The sequence below is a fragment of the Enterococcus sp. AZ020 genome (assembly GCF_050499205.1).
In the GTDB taxonomy this organism is placed as follows: Bacteria; Bacillota; Bacilli; order Lactobacillales; family Enterococcaceae; genus Enterococcus_L; species Enterococcus_L dunnyi.
In genome coordinates, this window is the sequence record NZ_JBIPAT010000001.1 from 3,167,074 (window position 1) to 3,183,032 (window position 15,959).

The 15,959-nt window shown below is 37.8% G+C and carries 17 protein-coding genes and 1 other annotated feature; of the genes, 15 read left to right on the plus strand and 2 right to left on the minus strand.

Annotated elements, in window-relative coordinates:
* The first annotated feature begins 22 nt into the window (after nucleotides 1-22).
* The 13 genes from IGI58_RS15215 (at nucleotide 23) to sufB (ending at nucleotide 12,552) form a co-directional block, all read left to right on the plus strand.
* Nucleotides 23-727 carry a GntR family transcriptional regulator gene (locus IGI58_RS15215; RefSeq protein ID WP_225533208.1) on the plus strand — a complete coding sequence of 235 codons (705 nt, stop codon included), beginning with the start codon at nucleotides 23-25 and terminating at the stop codon, nucleotides 725-727.
* 377 nt (nucleotides 728-1,104) lie between these two features.
* Nucleotides 1,105-2,289: an FtsW/RodA/SpoVE family cell cycle protein gene (locus IGI58_RS15220; protein ID WP_087639812.1), complete on the plus strand. Its 1,185-nt coding sequence runs from the start codon at nucleotides 1,105-1,107 to the stop codon at nucleotides 2,287-2,289.
* A gap of 18 nt (nucleotides 2,290-2,307) precedes the next feature.
* A complete protein-coding gene (locus tag IGI58_RS15225) occupies nucleotides 2,308-2,664 on the plus strand; it encodes an arsenate reductase family protein (protein ID WP_088268501.1) in 357 nt (118 codons plus the stop codon).
* Nucleotides 2,661-2,993, plus strand: a complete 333-nt coding sequence (locus tag IGI58_RS15230) for a glycine cleavage system protein H (RefSeq protein ID WP_429955274.1) — start codon at nucleotides 2,661-2,663, stop codon at nucleotides 2,991-2,993. Before IGI58_RS15225 ends, IGI58_RS15230 begins: the two co-directional genes overlap by 4 nt.
* A gap of 55 nt (nucleotides 2,994-3,048) precedes the next feature.
* Nucleotides 3,049-3,294 (plus strand) — a binding site (T-box leader).
* A 425-nt stretch (nucleotides 3,295-3,719) separates the two neighbouring features.
* A complete protein-coding gene (locus tag IGI58_RS15235; RefSeq protein ID WP_429952733.1) occupies nucleotides 3,720-4,757 on the plus strand; it encodes a methionine ABC transporter ATP-binding protein in 1,038 nt (345 codons plus the stop codon).
* A 49-nt stretch (nucleotides 4,758-4,806) separates the two neighbouring features.
* Nucleotides 4,807-5,436, plus strand: coding sequence for a methionine ABC transporter permease (locus tag IGI58_RS15240; RefSeq protein WP_188634471.1), 630 nt, complete (start codon nucleotides 4,807-4,809; stop codon nucleotides 5,434-5,436).
* Nucleotides 5,437-5,471: 35 nt separating this feature from the next.
* Nucleotides 5,472-6,323 carry a MetQ/NlpA family ABC transporter substrate-binding protein gene (locus IGI58_RS15245; protein ID WP_429952732.1) on the plus strand — a complete coding sequence of 284 codons (852 nt, stop codon included), beginning with the start codon at nucleotides 5,472-5,474 and terminating at the stop codon, nucleotides 6,321-6,323.
* 200 nt (nucleotides 6,324-6,523) lie between these two features.
* Nucleotides 6,524-7,072 (plus strand): hypothetical protein, encoded by a 549-nt coding sequence (locus IGI58_RS15250; RefSeq protein ID WP_225533213.1) that lies wholly within the window; start codon nucleotides 6,524-6,526, stop codon nucleotides 7,070-7,072.
* A 261-nt stretch (nucleotides 7,073-7,333) separates the two neighbouring features.
* Nucleotides 7,334-8,104, plus strand: a complete 771-nt coding sequence (gene sufC / locus IGI58_RS15255; protein WP_429952730.1) for a Fe-S cluster assembly ATPase SufC — start codon at nucleotides 7,334-7,336, stop codon at nucleotides 8,102-8,104.
* A 14-nt stretch (nucleotides 8,105-8,118) separates the two neighbouring features.
* Nucleotides 8,119-9,405 (plus strand): Fe-S cluster assembly protein SufD, encoded by a 1,287-nt coding sequence (gene sufD / locus IGI58_RS15260; protein ID WP_429952729.1) that lies wholly within the window; start codon nucleotides 8,119-8,121, stop codon nucleotides 9,403-9,405.
* Entirely contained in the window at nucleotides 9,402-10,637 is a 1,236-nt protein-coding gene (locus IGI58_RS15265) for a cysteine desulfurase (protein WP_429952728.1), read from the plus strand. The genes sufD and IGI58_RS15265 overlap by 4 nt, the downstream gene beginning before the upstream one ends.
* Nucleotides 10,624-11,091, plus strand: a complete 468-nt coding sequence (gene sufU, locus IGI58_RS15270; RefSeq protein WP_429952727.1) for a Fe-S cluster assembly sulfur transfer protein SufU — start codon at nucleotides 10,624-10,626, stop codon at nucleotides 11,089-11,091. The genes IGI58_RS15265 and sufU overlap by 14 nt, the downstream gene beginning before the upstream one ends.
* A gap of 66 nt (nucleotides 11,092-11,157) precedes the next feature.
* Nucleotides 11,158-12,552 (plus strand): Fe-S cluster assembly protein SufB, encoded by a 1,395-nt coding sequence (sufB, locus tag IGI58_RS15275; protein ID WP_088268511.1) that lies wholly within the window; start codon nucleotides 11,158-11,160, stop codon nucleotides 12,550-12,552.
* Between the two features lie 92 nt (nucleotides 12,553-12,644).
* Here sufB and IGI58_RS15280 read toward each other — a convergent pair whose 3' ends face one another.
* Nucleotides 12,645-13,826, minus strand: coding sequence for a tyrosine-type recombinase/integrase (locus IGI58_RS15280; RefSeq protein ID WP_429952725.1), 1,182 nt, complete (start codon nucleotides 13,824-13,826; stop codon nucleotides 12,645-12,647).
* Between the two features lie 46 nt (nucleotides 13,827-13,872).
* Nucleotides 13,873-14,508, minus strand: coding sequence for a helix-turn-helix domain-containing protein (locus tag IGI58_RS15285; RefSeq protein ID WP_429952724.1), 636 nt, complete (start codon nucleotides 14,506-14,508; stop codon nucleotides 13,873-13,875).
* A 182-nt stretch (nucleotides 14,509-14,690) separates the two neighbouring features.
* Between IGI58_RS15285 and IGI58_RS15290 the strand changes: the two genes are divergently transcribed.
* Entirely contained in the window at nucleotides 14,691-14,993 is a 303-nt protein-coding gene (locus IGI58_RS15290; RefSeq protein ID WP_429952723.1) for a helix-turn-helix transcriptional regulator, read from the plus strand.
* An 88-nt stretch (nucleotides 14,994-15,081) separates the two neighbouring features.
* Complete coding sequence (locus tag IGI58_RS15295; RefSeq protein WP_429952722.1) at nucleotides 15,082-15,957, plus strand: hypothetical protein; 876 nt, start codon at nucleotides 15,082-15,084, stop codon at nucleotides 15,955-15,957.
* Nucleotides 15,958-15,959: the final 2 nt, after the last annotated feature.

A 15,959-nucleotide genomic window follows, 5' to 3' on the forward strand; every position in this document is an offset into this window, starting at 1 on the left:
AAAACAAATAGGAGCAAACCAAATGACACATATGATAGATGTAGCTGAAATTGTTGCAGAAAACTTAGACTTCAGTAGCACAAAATCATTGAAAACAGTGGTGTATTCAGCATTAAAAAAAACGATCTTAAATGGAGAGATCCCAGCAGGGACAAGGATCAATGAATTATTTCTTTGCAACAAAGTGAGTATCAGTAGAACGCCGTTACGCTCCGCCCTGCAACGTCTTCATGATGAAAACCTCTTAGAATATGTGCCGGGGAGCGGGATGATCGTCAAAGGAATCACGAGCAAAGATGCGTATGAAATTTTCACCATTAGAAAATCGTTGGATCGATTAGCAACGATCACTGCAATGCACGAAATGAATGATCGTGATTTTGAAGAGTTCGAACAAATCGTGTCGCTTATGCAAAAGCAGGGAGAAAACGGTGAGGAGTTGGCTTCAATATTCACTGAATTCAACGAATTTATTTACTCTAAGAGTCAGTTATTTCGACTTAGAGATACGAGGGAAAACATCCAGAACTATTTAAGTTATTTTAGAGAGCTATCTGTGCATTCGAATGATCGAAGAGCGAATGCGATCGAAGACCATGTGAAACTTTACTATTATATGAAAACAAAAAATGAGAAACAGGTAGAGCTTCTTTTGGACGAACATTTGGAAAATGCGCTGGACGGCATCTTAAGTGAGATGGATAGAAAGGTGCTGCAGGCAATCTAAGATTTTTTCTAATTAAATATTTGTAAAAATGAGAGAGTGTGGGACAGAAGTGTTCAACTCTGAGAAATAAGCTGGAATCCACGAAAATTGTACTACAAATTTTTGTGGATTTCAGTTTATTTTTGACGCTTTCAACTTGTGGTGCTTTAGCATGTAGAATTAATTTTACTAGCTTCATTTTGTTCCTTGAACAATAGCGAAATTGTATCCCTTAACTGATAGGATCGAAGCATTGTGTAGTAGTTATTTCTGTTTCGTACGCTCTTCTTTAAAGCTGATTCTCTAAAGTTTTTCCAAAATCCTCAAGTCTACACTTTCTTTTCTATCCATAGAAAGTTATAATAAAAAGCGTATGATTCAAGGAAAAGGGATGACGAATGAATAAAAATAAATTACTAAATAACTTAGATAATCGAATCGACTACGGAGTGATCTTACCTGTTTTCCTTCTGTCGATCATAGGAATACTTTCATTATATGTAGCATTGAGCAATGATCCGTTACGACCTGAGATAGGGAATATGTTGATGAAGCAAGGACTATGGTACCTTGTTGGCGGCATCAGTATCGTTGTGGTGATGCATTTTAACTCGAAGTTACTTTGGCGATTGACACCGATTTTTTACGCCATTGGTCTTGTGATGATGGGTCTATTGCTTAAGTTTTATGATCCTTATTTAGAGTCTCAAACAGGGTCTAAAAACTGGATTTCTTTTGGTGGTACAACATTTCAGCCATCTGAATTGATGAAAATTGCTTTTATTTTGATGTTAGCCTATATTGTCACAATGCATAATGTGAAGAACGTTGATCGGACATTGAAATCTGATTTTTGGTTGATCGGTAAGATGCTGTTGGTGACGCTGCCTGTTCTGATTTTGATTTTACTGCAAGATGACTTTGGAACGATGTTAGTTTTCTTAGCCATTTTCAGTGGCGTTTTCTTGATGTCAGGTATTTCTTGGAAAATTATTTTACCGACGTTTTTAGTAGCTATCTTGATTGGGGCTGGAACGATTTATCTTGTGACAACAACAGCAGGGCGTGAGTTTCTTTATTCGGTTGGATTTAAGTCTTATCAGTTTGAACGGATCGACTTATGGATGAAGCCGTTTCATCATGATCCAAATCGTTCGCAGCAACCAGCGCTTGCATTGACTGCTATTGGTTCAGGCGGATTATTTGGTAAAGGATTCAATAATAGCGATGTGTATGTGCCGGTCAGAGAATCAGATATGATTTTCACGGTTGTGGGAGAAAACTTTGGTTTCATTGGCGGATGTTTTATTATTTTGCTATACTTTATCTTGATTTACCGCATGATCAAAGTTTGTTTTGAGACGAATAATGAATTTTATGCCTATATTGCGACAGGGATCATCATGATGATCTTGTTCCACGTATTTGAAAATATCGGTGCAAACATTGGACTTCTGCCATTGACTGGGATTCCGTTGCCATTTATTAGTCAGGGTGGTTCATCTATTTTAGGAAATATGCTGGGCGTAGGTTTGATCATGTCCATGAAATATCAAAAAGAAGCAGTGATTGAAGAATATTAAACGAAAGAGGGCGTTAGAATGTATACATTTTTCTGGTATCCAAAGTGTTCAACATGTAAAAAGGCAAAAGCTTGGTTAGATGAAAAACAGGTCAACTATGAAACGATCGATATGATCGAAAATCCGCCAACAGCAAAACAGTTAGCAAGCTGGATGGAGCAAAGTGATCTGCCTGTTCGTCGTTTTTTCAATACAAGCGGTATTCGTTATAGAGAACAAGGCTTGAAAGACAAAGTCAATGACTTTTCGATCAAAGAAGCCAGCGAGCTTTTAGCGACAGACGGTATGTTGATCAAACGTCCGATTTTTGTTAAAGGAGATCAATTTTTAGCGAACGGATTTAAAGAATCTGATTACGAAGGAGCTATTCAATAATGGCTGAAGAAGTAAAAATCATTGATAACTTATGGGTCTTGAAAACCGCTGAAGGATACAAGGTAGGCCTGACAAATGAAGCGCAAGAAGAATTAGGCAATATCACTTTTGCAACATTACCAAAAATGGGTCAAGAATTAAAAAAAGGTGATTCCTTGATCGAAGTGGAAGCAGAAAAAGCGGTTAGTGAATTTAGTTCACCGGTAACTGGAACGGTTGCTTCTATCAATGAAGCTGCTGAAAATGAGCCAAGTGTCCTTGATGACCCTAATCAAACGAATGCATGGATCGCTGTTTTAACTAACGTTAACGAAGAAGAGCTAGTATAAGCATAAAAATGTTTGACAAGTGTTTTGGTTGTTGCTATAATTTCATCAATATAAATTGAAAGCTTTGAAAAGAAGAGTACATGTCAAAAGTGTTTTAAAGAGAGCCTTGTTTGCTGAAAATAGGCAACGTGATTGATATGGAAGATGGTCTTTGAGCAGAATAAGTGAGCATGAGTAAACTTATTACGGGTGTGCCCGTTACAGCACCACAGTATACGAATTCAAGTACTGTATAAGGCTATTATTGTGAAATGATAGTAAATCAAGGTGGTAACACGAAAGACAAGCTTTCGTCCTTTTGTCAAATAAGACAAAAGGGCGGAAGCTTTTTGTTGTGAAACACTGCGACTGGCTAAGCCAGAGCAGATGTTGAACAATACTTGGCGAGCAGAGTGAGCGAAGTTACATTACTAGTGAAACAAAGAACAGTTTAGGTCAGAGCAGATGTTGAACAATACTTGGCGAGCAGAGTGAGCGAAGTTACATTACTAGTGAAACAAAGAACAGTTTAGGTCAGAGCAGATGTTGAACAGTACTTGGCGAACAAAGTGAGCGAAGTTACGTTACTAGTGAAACAAGCCAATCTTTCATTGAAGGTACTAGAATCAAAAAATCAAAGTATCCATAGTTTAAAACACACGCTTGATCACCAAGAGAAGTCTAACCATACCACCAAACATATAGTATACTTAAACAAGCAAAACAAAAGAAAGTCGAGGGGGAAAAATGCCTCTAATTGAATTACAACACGTAAAAAAACAATTTTCTGGTAAAAACGGGCAAGTAACGGCCGTCAATGATGTGTCATTATCTGTTGAGCAGGGCGATATTTATGGTATCGTAGGTTACTCTGGAGCAGGAAAGAGTACCTTGGTTCGTCTGTTAAATGGCTTGGAACTGCCAACAGAAGGAGAAGTAAACATCCAAGGACACAATGTCGCGCAAATGGCGAATCGTGAACTTCGTCAGTTCCGCAAGAAGATCGGCATGATTTTCCAACACTTCAATTTGCTATGGTCAAGAACGATTTTAGAAAATATCATGTTGCCGTTAGAATTAGCCGGGGTGCCTAAAAGTAGTAGAAAAGAGCGAGCACAGGAGCTTTTGACTTTAGTTGGGCTAGAAGGCAGAGGAGATGCCTATCCAAGTCAGTTGTCCGGTGGCCAAAAACAACGGGTGGGGATCGCCAGAGCATTGGCAAATAATCCAGAGATCTTACTTTGTGACGAAGCAACCAGCGCCTTAGATCCGCAAACAACAGACGAAGTATTGGATCTACTACTTGAAATCAATAAAACATTGAATCTAACCATCGTACTGATCACACACGAAATGCATGTGATCCGTAAAATTTGTAATAAGGTAGCTGTAATGGAGCTTGGACAAATCGTGGAAGAAGGAGACGTATTAGAAGTCTTTAAAAATCCCCAACAAGCTGTCACAAAACGTTTTGTTCAACAAGAACTTGAACCAAAAGAAGACACAGAAGAACTACTTGGTGAGTTGATCAAAGAAAATCCAGCTGGTTTAGTCGTTACGCTTCAGTTTAGTGGAGACAATGCCAATGAACCAGTGATTTCTCAAGCGATTCGTCAGTTTAAAGTGGACATCAATGTCGTTCAAGGTCAAGTGCAGCAAGCGAAAGAAGGCGCCTTTGGAACCTTGACGGTCATGGTTTTAGGAGAACAAAGTGAAGTCGAAAAGACACTCGCTTTCTTCACAGAAAAAGAAGTTGGGTTGGAGGTGATTCACCGTGGCGAATGAAACATTTGTTGAAAAGTACTTGAATTTTAGCCGGGTGAACCCAGAGTCAATGAAACAAGCGGCGGTCGATACATTGTTTATGACAGTCGTTGCAATGATTTTTGTCATTATTATCGGATTCTTGTTAGGATTGCTGTTATATAGTTTGAGCCGCAACAAGTCTCCTCTAGCGAAAATCAGCTATAGTGTGTTATCCGTTGTTAGTAATGTTTTCCGCTCGATTCCTTATATTGTATTGATCATCTTGTTGATGGATTTCTCTCGGAAATTAGTGGGAACAGGGATCGGTGCAAAAGCGGCTATCCCATCATTGATCGTATCTGCAGCACCCTTTTATGCTAGATTAGTTGAAATTGCCTTTCGTGAAGTGGATAGTGGTGTATTAGAAGCTGCTGATGCGATGGGGGCTTCCAAACTTCAAAAGATTTTTAAAGTTTTGATTCCAGAAAGCAAACCAGCATTACTATCAGGAATCACGTTAACAACGATCACGATGATCGGATTTACGGCAATGGCCGGAATCATCGGTGGTGGTGGCCTTGGCGGGTTAGCTTACCAAGAAGGGTTTAGCCGGAACAATAATACAGTAACACTTGTAGCAACGATCTTAATTTTGGTGATTGTGTTTATCATTCAATTTGTCGGTGATCAATTGGTCAAACGTTCAGACAAACGATAAGCAATTAATATAGAAAATAATTGGAGGAAATAAAGATGAAAAAGAAATTATTCGGTTTAGCAGCATTGGCAGTCGTTGCAGTTAGTTTAGCAGCATGTGGTGGCGGAAATAGTAAAACAGATGATAGTAAAACTGCGGGATCAGACAAAGAATCTTCTGTTTTAAAAGTCGGCGCATCTGCTTCTCCACACGCAGAAATTTTGGAGCAAGTAAAACCAATCCTTAAAAAAGAAGGCGTTGATTTGGAAATCGTTCAATTCGATGATTATATTTTACCAAACAAAAACTTGGCAGAAGGCGATATCGATGCAAACTACTTCCAACATATTCCATACTTCAATCTACAAGTAAAAGAAAACAACTATGATTTCGCCAATGCGGGCGGTATCCATATCGAACCAATGGGCTTATACTCAAAACGTATCAAAGATATCAAGGATTTGAAAGATGGCGCGACGATCATCACCTCTAACTCAGAATCAGACTGGGGCCGAATCATCACGATTTTACAAGATGCGGATTTAGTAACGGTCAAAGATGGTGTTGATCTAGAAACAGCAACATTTGAAGATATCGACAAAAATCCTAAAAACTTGAAGTTTATTCACAACATCAACCCTGAAGTCTTAACAACAACGTATAACAATGATGAAGCTGACCTTGTTGCGATCAATGCCAACTTTGCATACAGTGCAGGCTTGAATCCATTGAAAGATTCTGTCTTGCTTGAAAAAGATAACTCGCCATATGTGAATATCGTTGCAGTTCGTTCAGAAGATAAAGATAGTGATAAAATCAAAAAATTGGTTGATGCGTTGCATAGTAAAGAAATCCAAGACTGGATTCTTGAAAAATGGGATGGCTCAGTGAAACCAGTAGATAAGTAAACAAAATAGAAACAGCTGAACTACGCTCTGTCAAGTTGTAGTTCAGCTGTTTTTGTCTACTCAGAATACTCTATAAAAAAGACATGTTTGTTGTAATTTATTTATTATTTAAAAATAATAATTTTGTTCTTTAAGTTGATTTAAATGTTTGTTTATGATAATCTCATCTAGTGCACATTTATAAAAAAGGAGAGGTTAACATGAAAAAAAGCAATATTGTTTTATTTTTTGTTTCGATGATGGCAATTTGTTTTGCTGTTGTTGGAACTAGTTCAAGTGCGGAGGCAAGTGAATATGATTTGAATCAAGGAGCGACCTTCACGTTTAATTCAGAGGGTGAGTGGAAACGAATCTATTCTGGTGTATTTTCTGGAACGAGTGCAACTGGTTTTAGCTATGCTGATTATTCTGGAGAGATCCAGTATGCGCATGTAACGGCAAATACACAAAAAATCCAAGCAGCCTATGTTGTGAAGGATCGGATTTTTGATTTTGAAGGAACCTATTCACCAAGAGAATCTTATTTTAATGGTAATACTAAAATTTGGGCATTCAACATTCAAAGAGTGAATGGCTTAACACCTGTTTATAAAACGACAATGGCCGTGACAGAAGGATTACCTGGCGGAACAGTTTTACATGTAAAAGCTGACCGTGCGCCAGTGCCTAACTGGGCAGCGTTACCGAATATAGATAGTATGTCTAAAGTTCAGATCACTGGAACATACATCTCAATTATTCCTCAATAATTTAGAAGAAAAAGGAAGGACTTCTGCTTAATGTAGAAGAACTTTCTTTTTTTGTATATCAAAAAAAGGTCTGGGTTAACTGTTTTATAGACGGTAAGAAGAGATTCACTTTAGAAAGATTCTAAATAAGTCCATTTTTTCACAAAGAAAACCTCTAGTAATTAAGAATTATTCTAGTAAAGAGATTGCTTATCATTCTCAATTAGGATAAAATGAATGAGAACGATAAAATAATTATTTTTAAGTTGGAGGGAATTATACATGTCCGTTTTAGAGATTAAAAATTTGCACGTATCAATCGAAGATAAGAAGATTTTAAAAGGTGTGAACCTGACCATGAAAACAGGAGAGATCCACGCGATCATGGGACCAAACGGAACAGGTAAATCGACATTATCTGCTGCGATCATGGGAAATCCAAATTACGAAGTCACAGAAGGTGAAATTCTTTTTGATGGCGAAAATGTCTTAGAACTTGAAGTAGATGAACGTGCGCGTTTAGGTCTATTTTTAGCGATGCAATACCCAAGTGAAATTCCTGGTATCACAAATGCTGAATTCATGCGTGCGGCGATCAATGCCAAACGTGATGAAGATGACAAAATTTCTGTGATGCAGTTCATCAAAAAATTAGATAAAAAAATGGAACTACTAAATATGCCAGAAGAAATGGCTGAACGTTATTTGAACGAAGGATTCTCAGGCGGAGAAAAGAAACGTAATGAAATCTTACAATTATTGATGCTAGAACCAACATTTGCGATCTTAGATGAAATCGACTCTGGTTTAGATATTGATGCTTTAAAAGTTGTTTCAAAAGGCGTGAATGAAATGCGCGGCGAAAACTTTGGCGCATTGATCATCACTCACTACCAACGTCTATTGAACTACATCACACCTGATGTGGTGCATATCATGATGGAAGGCCGTGTCGTAAAAACAGGCGGCGCTGATCTTGCACAACGTTTAGAAGCAGAAGGCTATGCTGGAATCAGTGAAGAATTAGGTATTGAATACAAAGAAGAAGCGTAAGGAGGACAAGATAAATGAAAGATATCACAACAGCAAATTATCTTGACGACATCAAAGCTTTTTCAGCACGTAACGAAGAACCCTCATGGATGACGGACTTGCGCGCAGCGGCTTTAGAAAAAGCTGAACACTTAGAATTACCAAAGATCGAACGGGTGAAATTTCACCGTTGGCCTTTGTTTAATGTAAATACAGACGATTATATACCACAAGCGATGAATATCCCTAGCTTTGATGCAATGAAAGACAATCCAGTCATCGTGCAGCAAGGATCGATCACAGCATTTGAACAGCTTTCAGCAAAATTAGCTGACCAAGGCGTGATCTTCACTGATCTGTTCACTGCGATGCAGGAACATGGTGATCTAGTCAAAGAATACTATATGACAAAAGCTGTGGAGATGGACGAAGACAAGCTGACAGCTTTCCATACAGCGTTCATGAATAGCGGTGTGTTCTTATATGTACCCAAAAATGTCGTGATCGAAGAACCGATCGAATCGATCTTTATCCAAGATTCAGATAGTGAACAACCCTTCTTCAAACATGTTTTGATCATTGCAGATGAGCATAGTGAATTCAGTTATTTAGAACGATTCCAAACTATCGGCGAACGAAAAGCAAAAGTTTCGGCAAACATCATTGTTGAAGTGATTGCCAAAGCTGGCTCAAAAGTGAAGTATTCAGCAGTCGATCAATTAGGTGAAAACCTATCGACTTATATGAACCGTCGTGGTCATATCATGCGCGATGCCTCAGTTGACTGGGCGATCGGTGTTATGAATGATGGCGATGTGGTTGCTGATTTTGATTCTGACTTAGTAGGCGAAGGCTCTCACTCAGAAGTCAAAGTTGTGGCAATCAGTGCCGGCAAACAAACACAAGGAATCGATACACGTGTAACCAATAAAGCCTCTCATTCTGTAGGGCATATTTTACAACACGGAGTTATTCGTGAAAAAGGAACATTGACCTTCAACGGAATCGGTCATATCTTAAAAGGGGCTAAAGGAGCAGATGCGCAACAAGAAAGCCGTGTCTTGATGCTTTCTGACAAAGCCCGTGGTGATGCGAACCCAATTTTATTGATCGATGAAAATGAAGTAACTGCAGGACATGCGGCCAGTGTTGGTCGTGTCGATCCAGAGGAAATGTACTATTTGATGAGTCGTGGTCTGCGCAAAGAAGAAGCAGAACGTTTAGTGATTCGTGGTTTCTTAGGATCAGTGATCACAGCGATCCCGGTCAAAGAAGTCCAAAAAGAATTTGTAGATGTTATTGAAGGGAAGTTGAATGCATGATAAACGCAGATAAGATTCGGCAACAGTTTCCCATCTTGTTTCAAGAAGTAAATGACGAGCCGCTTGTTTATCTGGATAATGCAGCAACAACTCAAAAACCCAAAGCAGTTTTAGATAGACTGACTTATTATTACGAACATGATAACGCCAATGTCCATCGTGGTGTGCATACTTTAGCTGAAAGGGCAACAAAAGATTATGAAGCGGCTCGTGAAAAAGTTAGAGCTTTTATCAATGCCAAAGAAACAGCTGAAACATTATTCACGCGAGGCACAACGACTAGCTTGAACTGGGTCGCAAAAAGCTATGGTGATCTAGTAGTACAAGCTGGTGATGAAATTGTGATCTCTTATATGGAACACCATTCAAACATCATTCCGTGGCAGCAATTAGCCGAACGTAAAGGTGCGACGTTGAAATACATTGATATTACAGCAGACGGCTTTTTAGATATGGAAAGCGCGAAACAACAAATCACAGACAAAACCAAGATCGTTTCTATCGCTCATGTCTCTAACGTCTTAGGTGTGATCAATCCAGTTAAAGAACTAGCTGAATTAGCGCATAGTCATGGTGCTGTCTTAGTTGTCGATGGTGCGCAAGCTGTTCCTCATATGTCGGTGGATGTTCAAGCCATCAATGCGGACTTTTATGCTTTTAGCGGACATAAAATGTGCGCCCCAACTGGAATTGGTGTATTATATGGAAAACGCGAATTGCTAGAGAAAATGGAGCCCATCGAATTCGGCGGAGAAATGATCGATTTTGTGAATTTGTATGATAGTACATGGAAAGAATTGCCATGGAAGTTCGAAGCAGGAACGCCAAATATTGGCGGTGCGATCGCTTTGGGTGCCGCAATCGATTTTCTCAATGAGATCGGTTTGGACAATATCCATCAACATGAAGCAGAATTAGTAGAGTATGTATTGCCAAAATTGTTAGCGATCGATGGTCTAACGGTGTATGGACCACAAGATCCTGCGCATCATACGGGTGTGATCGCGTTTAATTTAGATGGACTGCATCCTCATGATACAGCGACGGCTTTGGATATGGAAGGTGTGGCAGTTCGGGCAGGACATCATTGTGCCCAGCCATTACTGAAATATTTAGACGTAGCAGCAACAGCTAGAGCAAGCTTTTCTCTCTATAATACCAAAGCAGATGCGGATCGATTGATCGAAGCAATTTTAGCGACAAAGGAGTTTTTCCAACATGGCTCTCTCTAAATTAGATAATTTATACCGTCAAGTGATTTTAGACCATTCTAGCCATCCGCATCATCATGGAAGCTTGGATGCGTCAAGTCAAACAATCGAAATGAATAATCCGACATGTGGTGATGTGATCGAATTACAGCTGGATATCCAGGATAATATCATCAAAGATATTGCCTTTAACGGCAGCGGCTGTTCGATCAGTACTGCAAGTGCCAGCATGATGACTGATGCAGTCATCGGAAAAAGCTTAACTGAAGCAGAGCAGCTTGCGGAAGATTTCTCCCAATTGGTGCAAGGCAATGAGGTATCAGATGAAGAAAAACTCGGTGATGCAGCGATGCTTGGCGGCGTAGCAAAATTCCCAGCTCGGATCAAATGTGCCACATTAGCGTGGAAAGCATTAGAACAAGCAGTGGAAAATGACGGACAAGGAACTGCAGGACAATTACACTGCAAAGAATAAAAATACAAATCAAGAGGAACGTTGTTTCCTTTTAGTTCGAACTTATATTTAAGGGAAGGTGAAATAATGAGCAACGTACCAGAGTTAGAAGAATATAAATTTGGTTTCCACGATGATGTGAAACCGATCTTCAGTACGGGAGATGGACTAACAGAGGAAGTCGTTAGAGAAATTTCACGAAAAAAAGAAGAACCAGAATGGATGCTGGAATTCCGTTTGAAATCATTAGAACAATTCAATAAAATGAAAATGCAGGACTGGGGACCAGATTTATCAGATATCGATTTTGATAAGATCAAATATTTCCAAAGAGCCAGCGACAAACCTGCTCGCGACTGGGACGATGTACCAGATAAAATCAAAGAAACCTTTGAAAAAATCGGTATCCCAGAAGCAGAACGTGCTTACTTAGCTGGTGCTTCTGCCCAATACGAATCAGAAGTGGTTTACCACAATATGAAAGAAGAATTCCAAAAATTAGGGATCATCTTTACCGATACAGATTCAGCGTTGAAAGAATACCCTGATTTATTCAAGAAATACTTCTCAAAATTAGTGCCACCAACAGATAACAAATTAGCTGCACTAAACTCTGCGGTTTGGTCCGGTGGAACCTTTATCTATGTACCGAAAGGCGTTCGCGTAGATGTCCCATTACAAACCTACTTCCGGATCAATGCGGAAAACACCGGACAATTTGAACGTACGTTGATCATCGTGGATGAAGGCGCAAGTGTTCACTACGTAGAAGGCTGTACCGCACCTACGTACACAAGCAATAGCTTACACGCAGCGATCGTTGAGATCTTTACCCATAAAGATGCCTATACACGTTACACAACGATCCAAAACTGGTCAGATAATGTATATAACCTAGTAACCAAACGTGCCAAAGCTTACGAAGGAGCAACCGTTGAGTGGATCGATGGAAACCTAGGAGCAAAAGCAACGATGAAATACCCAAGTGTCTATCTAGATGGAAAAGGCGCACGCGGCACGATGCTATCGATCGCATTCGCCGGCGAAAACCAAATCCAAGACACAGGGGCAAAAATGATTCATAATGCACCAAACACATCAAGCTCGATCGTCTCAAAATCGATCGCTAAAGATGGCGGAGAAGTGAACTATCGTGGACAAGTAACCTTTGCCAAAGATAGTGCTGGTTCGATTTCACATATTGAGTGTGATACGATCATCATGGATGATAAATCGAAATCAGATACGATTCCGTTTAATGAGATCCATAATAGTCAAGTGGCGTTGGAGCATGAAGCAAAGGTTTCGAAAATTTCGGAAGAACAGCTTTATTACTTGATGAGTCGCGGTTTGTCAGAGCAAGAAGCGACTGAGATGATCGTTATGGGATTTGTGGAGCCGTTTACGAAGGAATTGCCGATGGAGTATGCGGTGGAGTTGAATCGATTGATTAGTTATGAGATGGAAGGGTCTGTTGGGTAGACCTATAATAGAAGCTCCGAATGTTGATTTAACAGCATTCGGAGTTTTTTATTTTGCCTAAAAATCTATCTAACTACGTTGTTAGCTACGATTTAAAAATTTGCGTACTTGGCAAACTGGTTATGAGCATCATCTATATCATCGTCTGTAACGTGAGTGTAGATATTCATTGTTGTTTCTAAATTTTTGTGGCCAAGTAGTTCTTGGGCTGTTTTTGGAGGTACACCACTTTTGAATAATAGACTGGCAAATGTATGTCTAAAACCATGAACTGTGATTTTGGGTAAATCATATTTATCTAAAATCATTTTCAACCAGTCATTGGCTACTTGTGGATAGTACAGACCATTCTTTTTATTGGTAAAGATAAATTGGTCTTTATCAAAAGTATTAATACCAAATTTAATGTACCATTCTTTTTGATTAATTTTCCATCGTTTTAAAATACGTAAAGTCTTATCATCGAATTTTACTTTCCGTTTGGAGTTTTCCGTCTTAGGTGACTGAATAATAATCTTACCAAATTCATCAACAGCCAAGGTTTTACTTATATTGGCTGTGGATTCTTCAAAATCAATATCTTTCCACTGAAGGCTCAGCACTTCGGATTTTCTCAAACCAGTAAAAGCAAGAACTCTAAAGAATGCCAATATTTTAAGTCCGGTTCGTCCATCTTTTTCAATATGCTCATCTAAGCACTTAAAGAAAATTTCTAGTTGTTCTTTTGTATAAAAATTTTTTTCTTTAGCAGTATCTGTTTTTGGAGGAACTGTATTTTTCATTGCATTAGCTTGAAGATACTCCATCCGAACAGCATATTGCAAAATTTGAGCAGTAACCCGTCTAAAATATTTACATTGTTTGTATTTTTTTTGCCAGCCATCAACTATTTTTTGACACTGAGACACAGTAATTTTATCTATCTTATAGCTTCCTAGGACAGGTAATACATGACTTTCTACAAAACGACGGTTAGTAGCAACAGTTGAAGCTTTAACCTCAAGACGGTGATGTTCCAACCATTCTTGGTATAACTCTTTGAAGGTTAAAGACTTTGTTTTATCAGTATTGTATTTACCATCTTTAAAATCAGTCATTAAGCGATTATATGCAAGCTTAGCGGCTGTTTTATTCTCAAAACGTGATCGGGTAGTCCGGATTTCTTTGCCGGTATTGGGATCAATACCTAAGTATGCCGAAAACTTCCAATATTTTTTACCATCTCTTTTGTCAACGTACTGTTTGTATCTGTCATCTGTTTTATTGTTCTTCATTATAATTTCCTCCTGTTTGCATGGGCATGCAATAGAAGAGGTATAACTAAATGATTCTTGAATCAGCAACAAGGTCTAATGATAAGTTGTTCTCTGGATCGATTTCTTGTTCAATTTCTTCAAGAATTTGCCTTTTTATTTTTGTTTTTATTTCATCTATAAAGCTTTTTTCTTGTACAAATTTTTCCTGTATCTCTTTAAAGTCTTCTTCATTGTAGAAGATCTGACCATTTAGGATATCATTATTTATATGATTAATTGCGACATCAACATCAGATTTAAAAGAAAATTTATACTTGTTGTATCTTAGTGTGCAATAAAATTCGGCAGTCCAAATGGTTTTCTCCACATCAGTGTATTCAACTTCTCCATAGTTATCGAAATCTTCTTCACGCGCGAAGTCGCCTCTACTTTCACTAACTTCTCTTATAATTATTTTGGAAACAGTCACATTCATTTTTTTTGATTTATGTGGAGAGTAAATAAATAGTTCTTCTAGAGGAATTTCCAAATAATCCAATATGGCTTGAATGGTATCAAAATGTATCGAAGTTGATTTTTCATTAATGATTTTTCCCAATGAATTGGCTGATATACCAATATCAGCACTCATTTTAGTAATGGTTATTTTTCTATCTTCTAAAATTTTTTTTAGATTTATTTTTATGCTATGTTCCTTCATACTTCCTCCTCCTTCCTTGTTCTAAGTTATACCATATAAACTTAAAACGTTCAAGTTTTTATATAACCACGATTACTAATATATAATCGTGGTTGTTGACCGAGCGTAAAAAAAATGATAGATTAAGATCATAGGTGTTGATTCACGACTTTACTTGTTTGGTGTAGTAAGGAGGTGAAACAATGAATTTAGAAAGAGAGGAGAAAAAAGAGTTAACTGAATTAAAGTTAGAAAATCAAGTTTTATCCACTATTTCAGAAAGTGTTTATGCGGCAATGATGTCTGAGGAGTTTCTTAATAAACTGATGATTATTCTTCACAAAGAAAACTTTAATCAAGGAGAAATTGCAGCATTAAATGGAGTATCACCGGTGACAATACGTCAGTGGAGCAGAAGTGGTCTTCCTGTTCAGATATTAGGTGAAAAGACATTGTTATACGATAAAAAGGAAGTCAATGAATGGATAAAGAAACATAAAATTTAGAAAATGGGCATGCAATGAGGACGTTGGTACATTCTTTAAATTCAAGTAGAATGTACCAACATTAAATGTGCATAAGGAGGGTATGGAAATGAAAACATCACACATTTCAATTGATAGTAGAAAAGTAGAATATACTGAATTAGTGGCTTTACTAAAAGTTGTTCAATTAAATTGTAGCCAGATAAACGAAATTTTTGGCTGTGATCTAAAAACTGATAAGTCGCCGCTGAAAGAAGATTTTCTAGATAAGGAATTTTTGAGAAAAGATGGAGATAGTAAAGCAACAACATATTATACGTTAAAAGATTCCAAAATTAAAAATGGAAGTAAAAAATATGAAGTAATTGCAGATAGATACAAAAAAGGACAGCAATTGTTAAATTTCGTTCGAACGATGAATGAAAGAAGTAAGAGTAGAATAATTTTACTAGATCCATATCTTTTATCTGCAAATTGTTTTGATACAACATTTGTAGATATGAATAATTTGTCAAGAATTGAATCAGGAGTGCAAGTCTACTTTCTTTCAGGTGAAAATGAAGAGATTCCTGTAAAATCTTCAAGAGAACATAAGATTTTTTTAGTTGAGAATATATCGATTGCGAGAAGAGCAAAGTTTCTTAAAAAAAGAATTAGTCAGGTTTTTCCATTTATTTTTTATTGTGACATAAAGGAATTTCAAACTAAGATATATGCTTTCTATTCGGAAGAATCTGCTATCGCAGAAGAAGAATTTACGAAAATGGACGTTATTGATATCATTCATTTCACTCGAAATCATCATTTGAGTAGCGCGAATTTTGAACCAAGTGATGAACAGCAATTAAAAATGAATGATGCTAAGTTTCAAAAGCTTATTAAGTTAGTGAATGTTCAAAAAAAGAGCTCTAAGCAAACTAGTAATGCAAGAAGCGAAAAGGTGAAAAAAACGTTTGAATTAATTGAAAAAAAAGAGGTGTTTTAGAA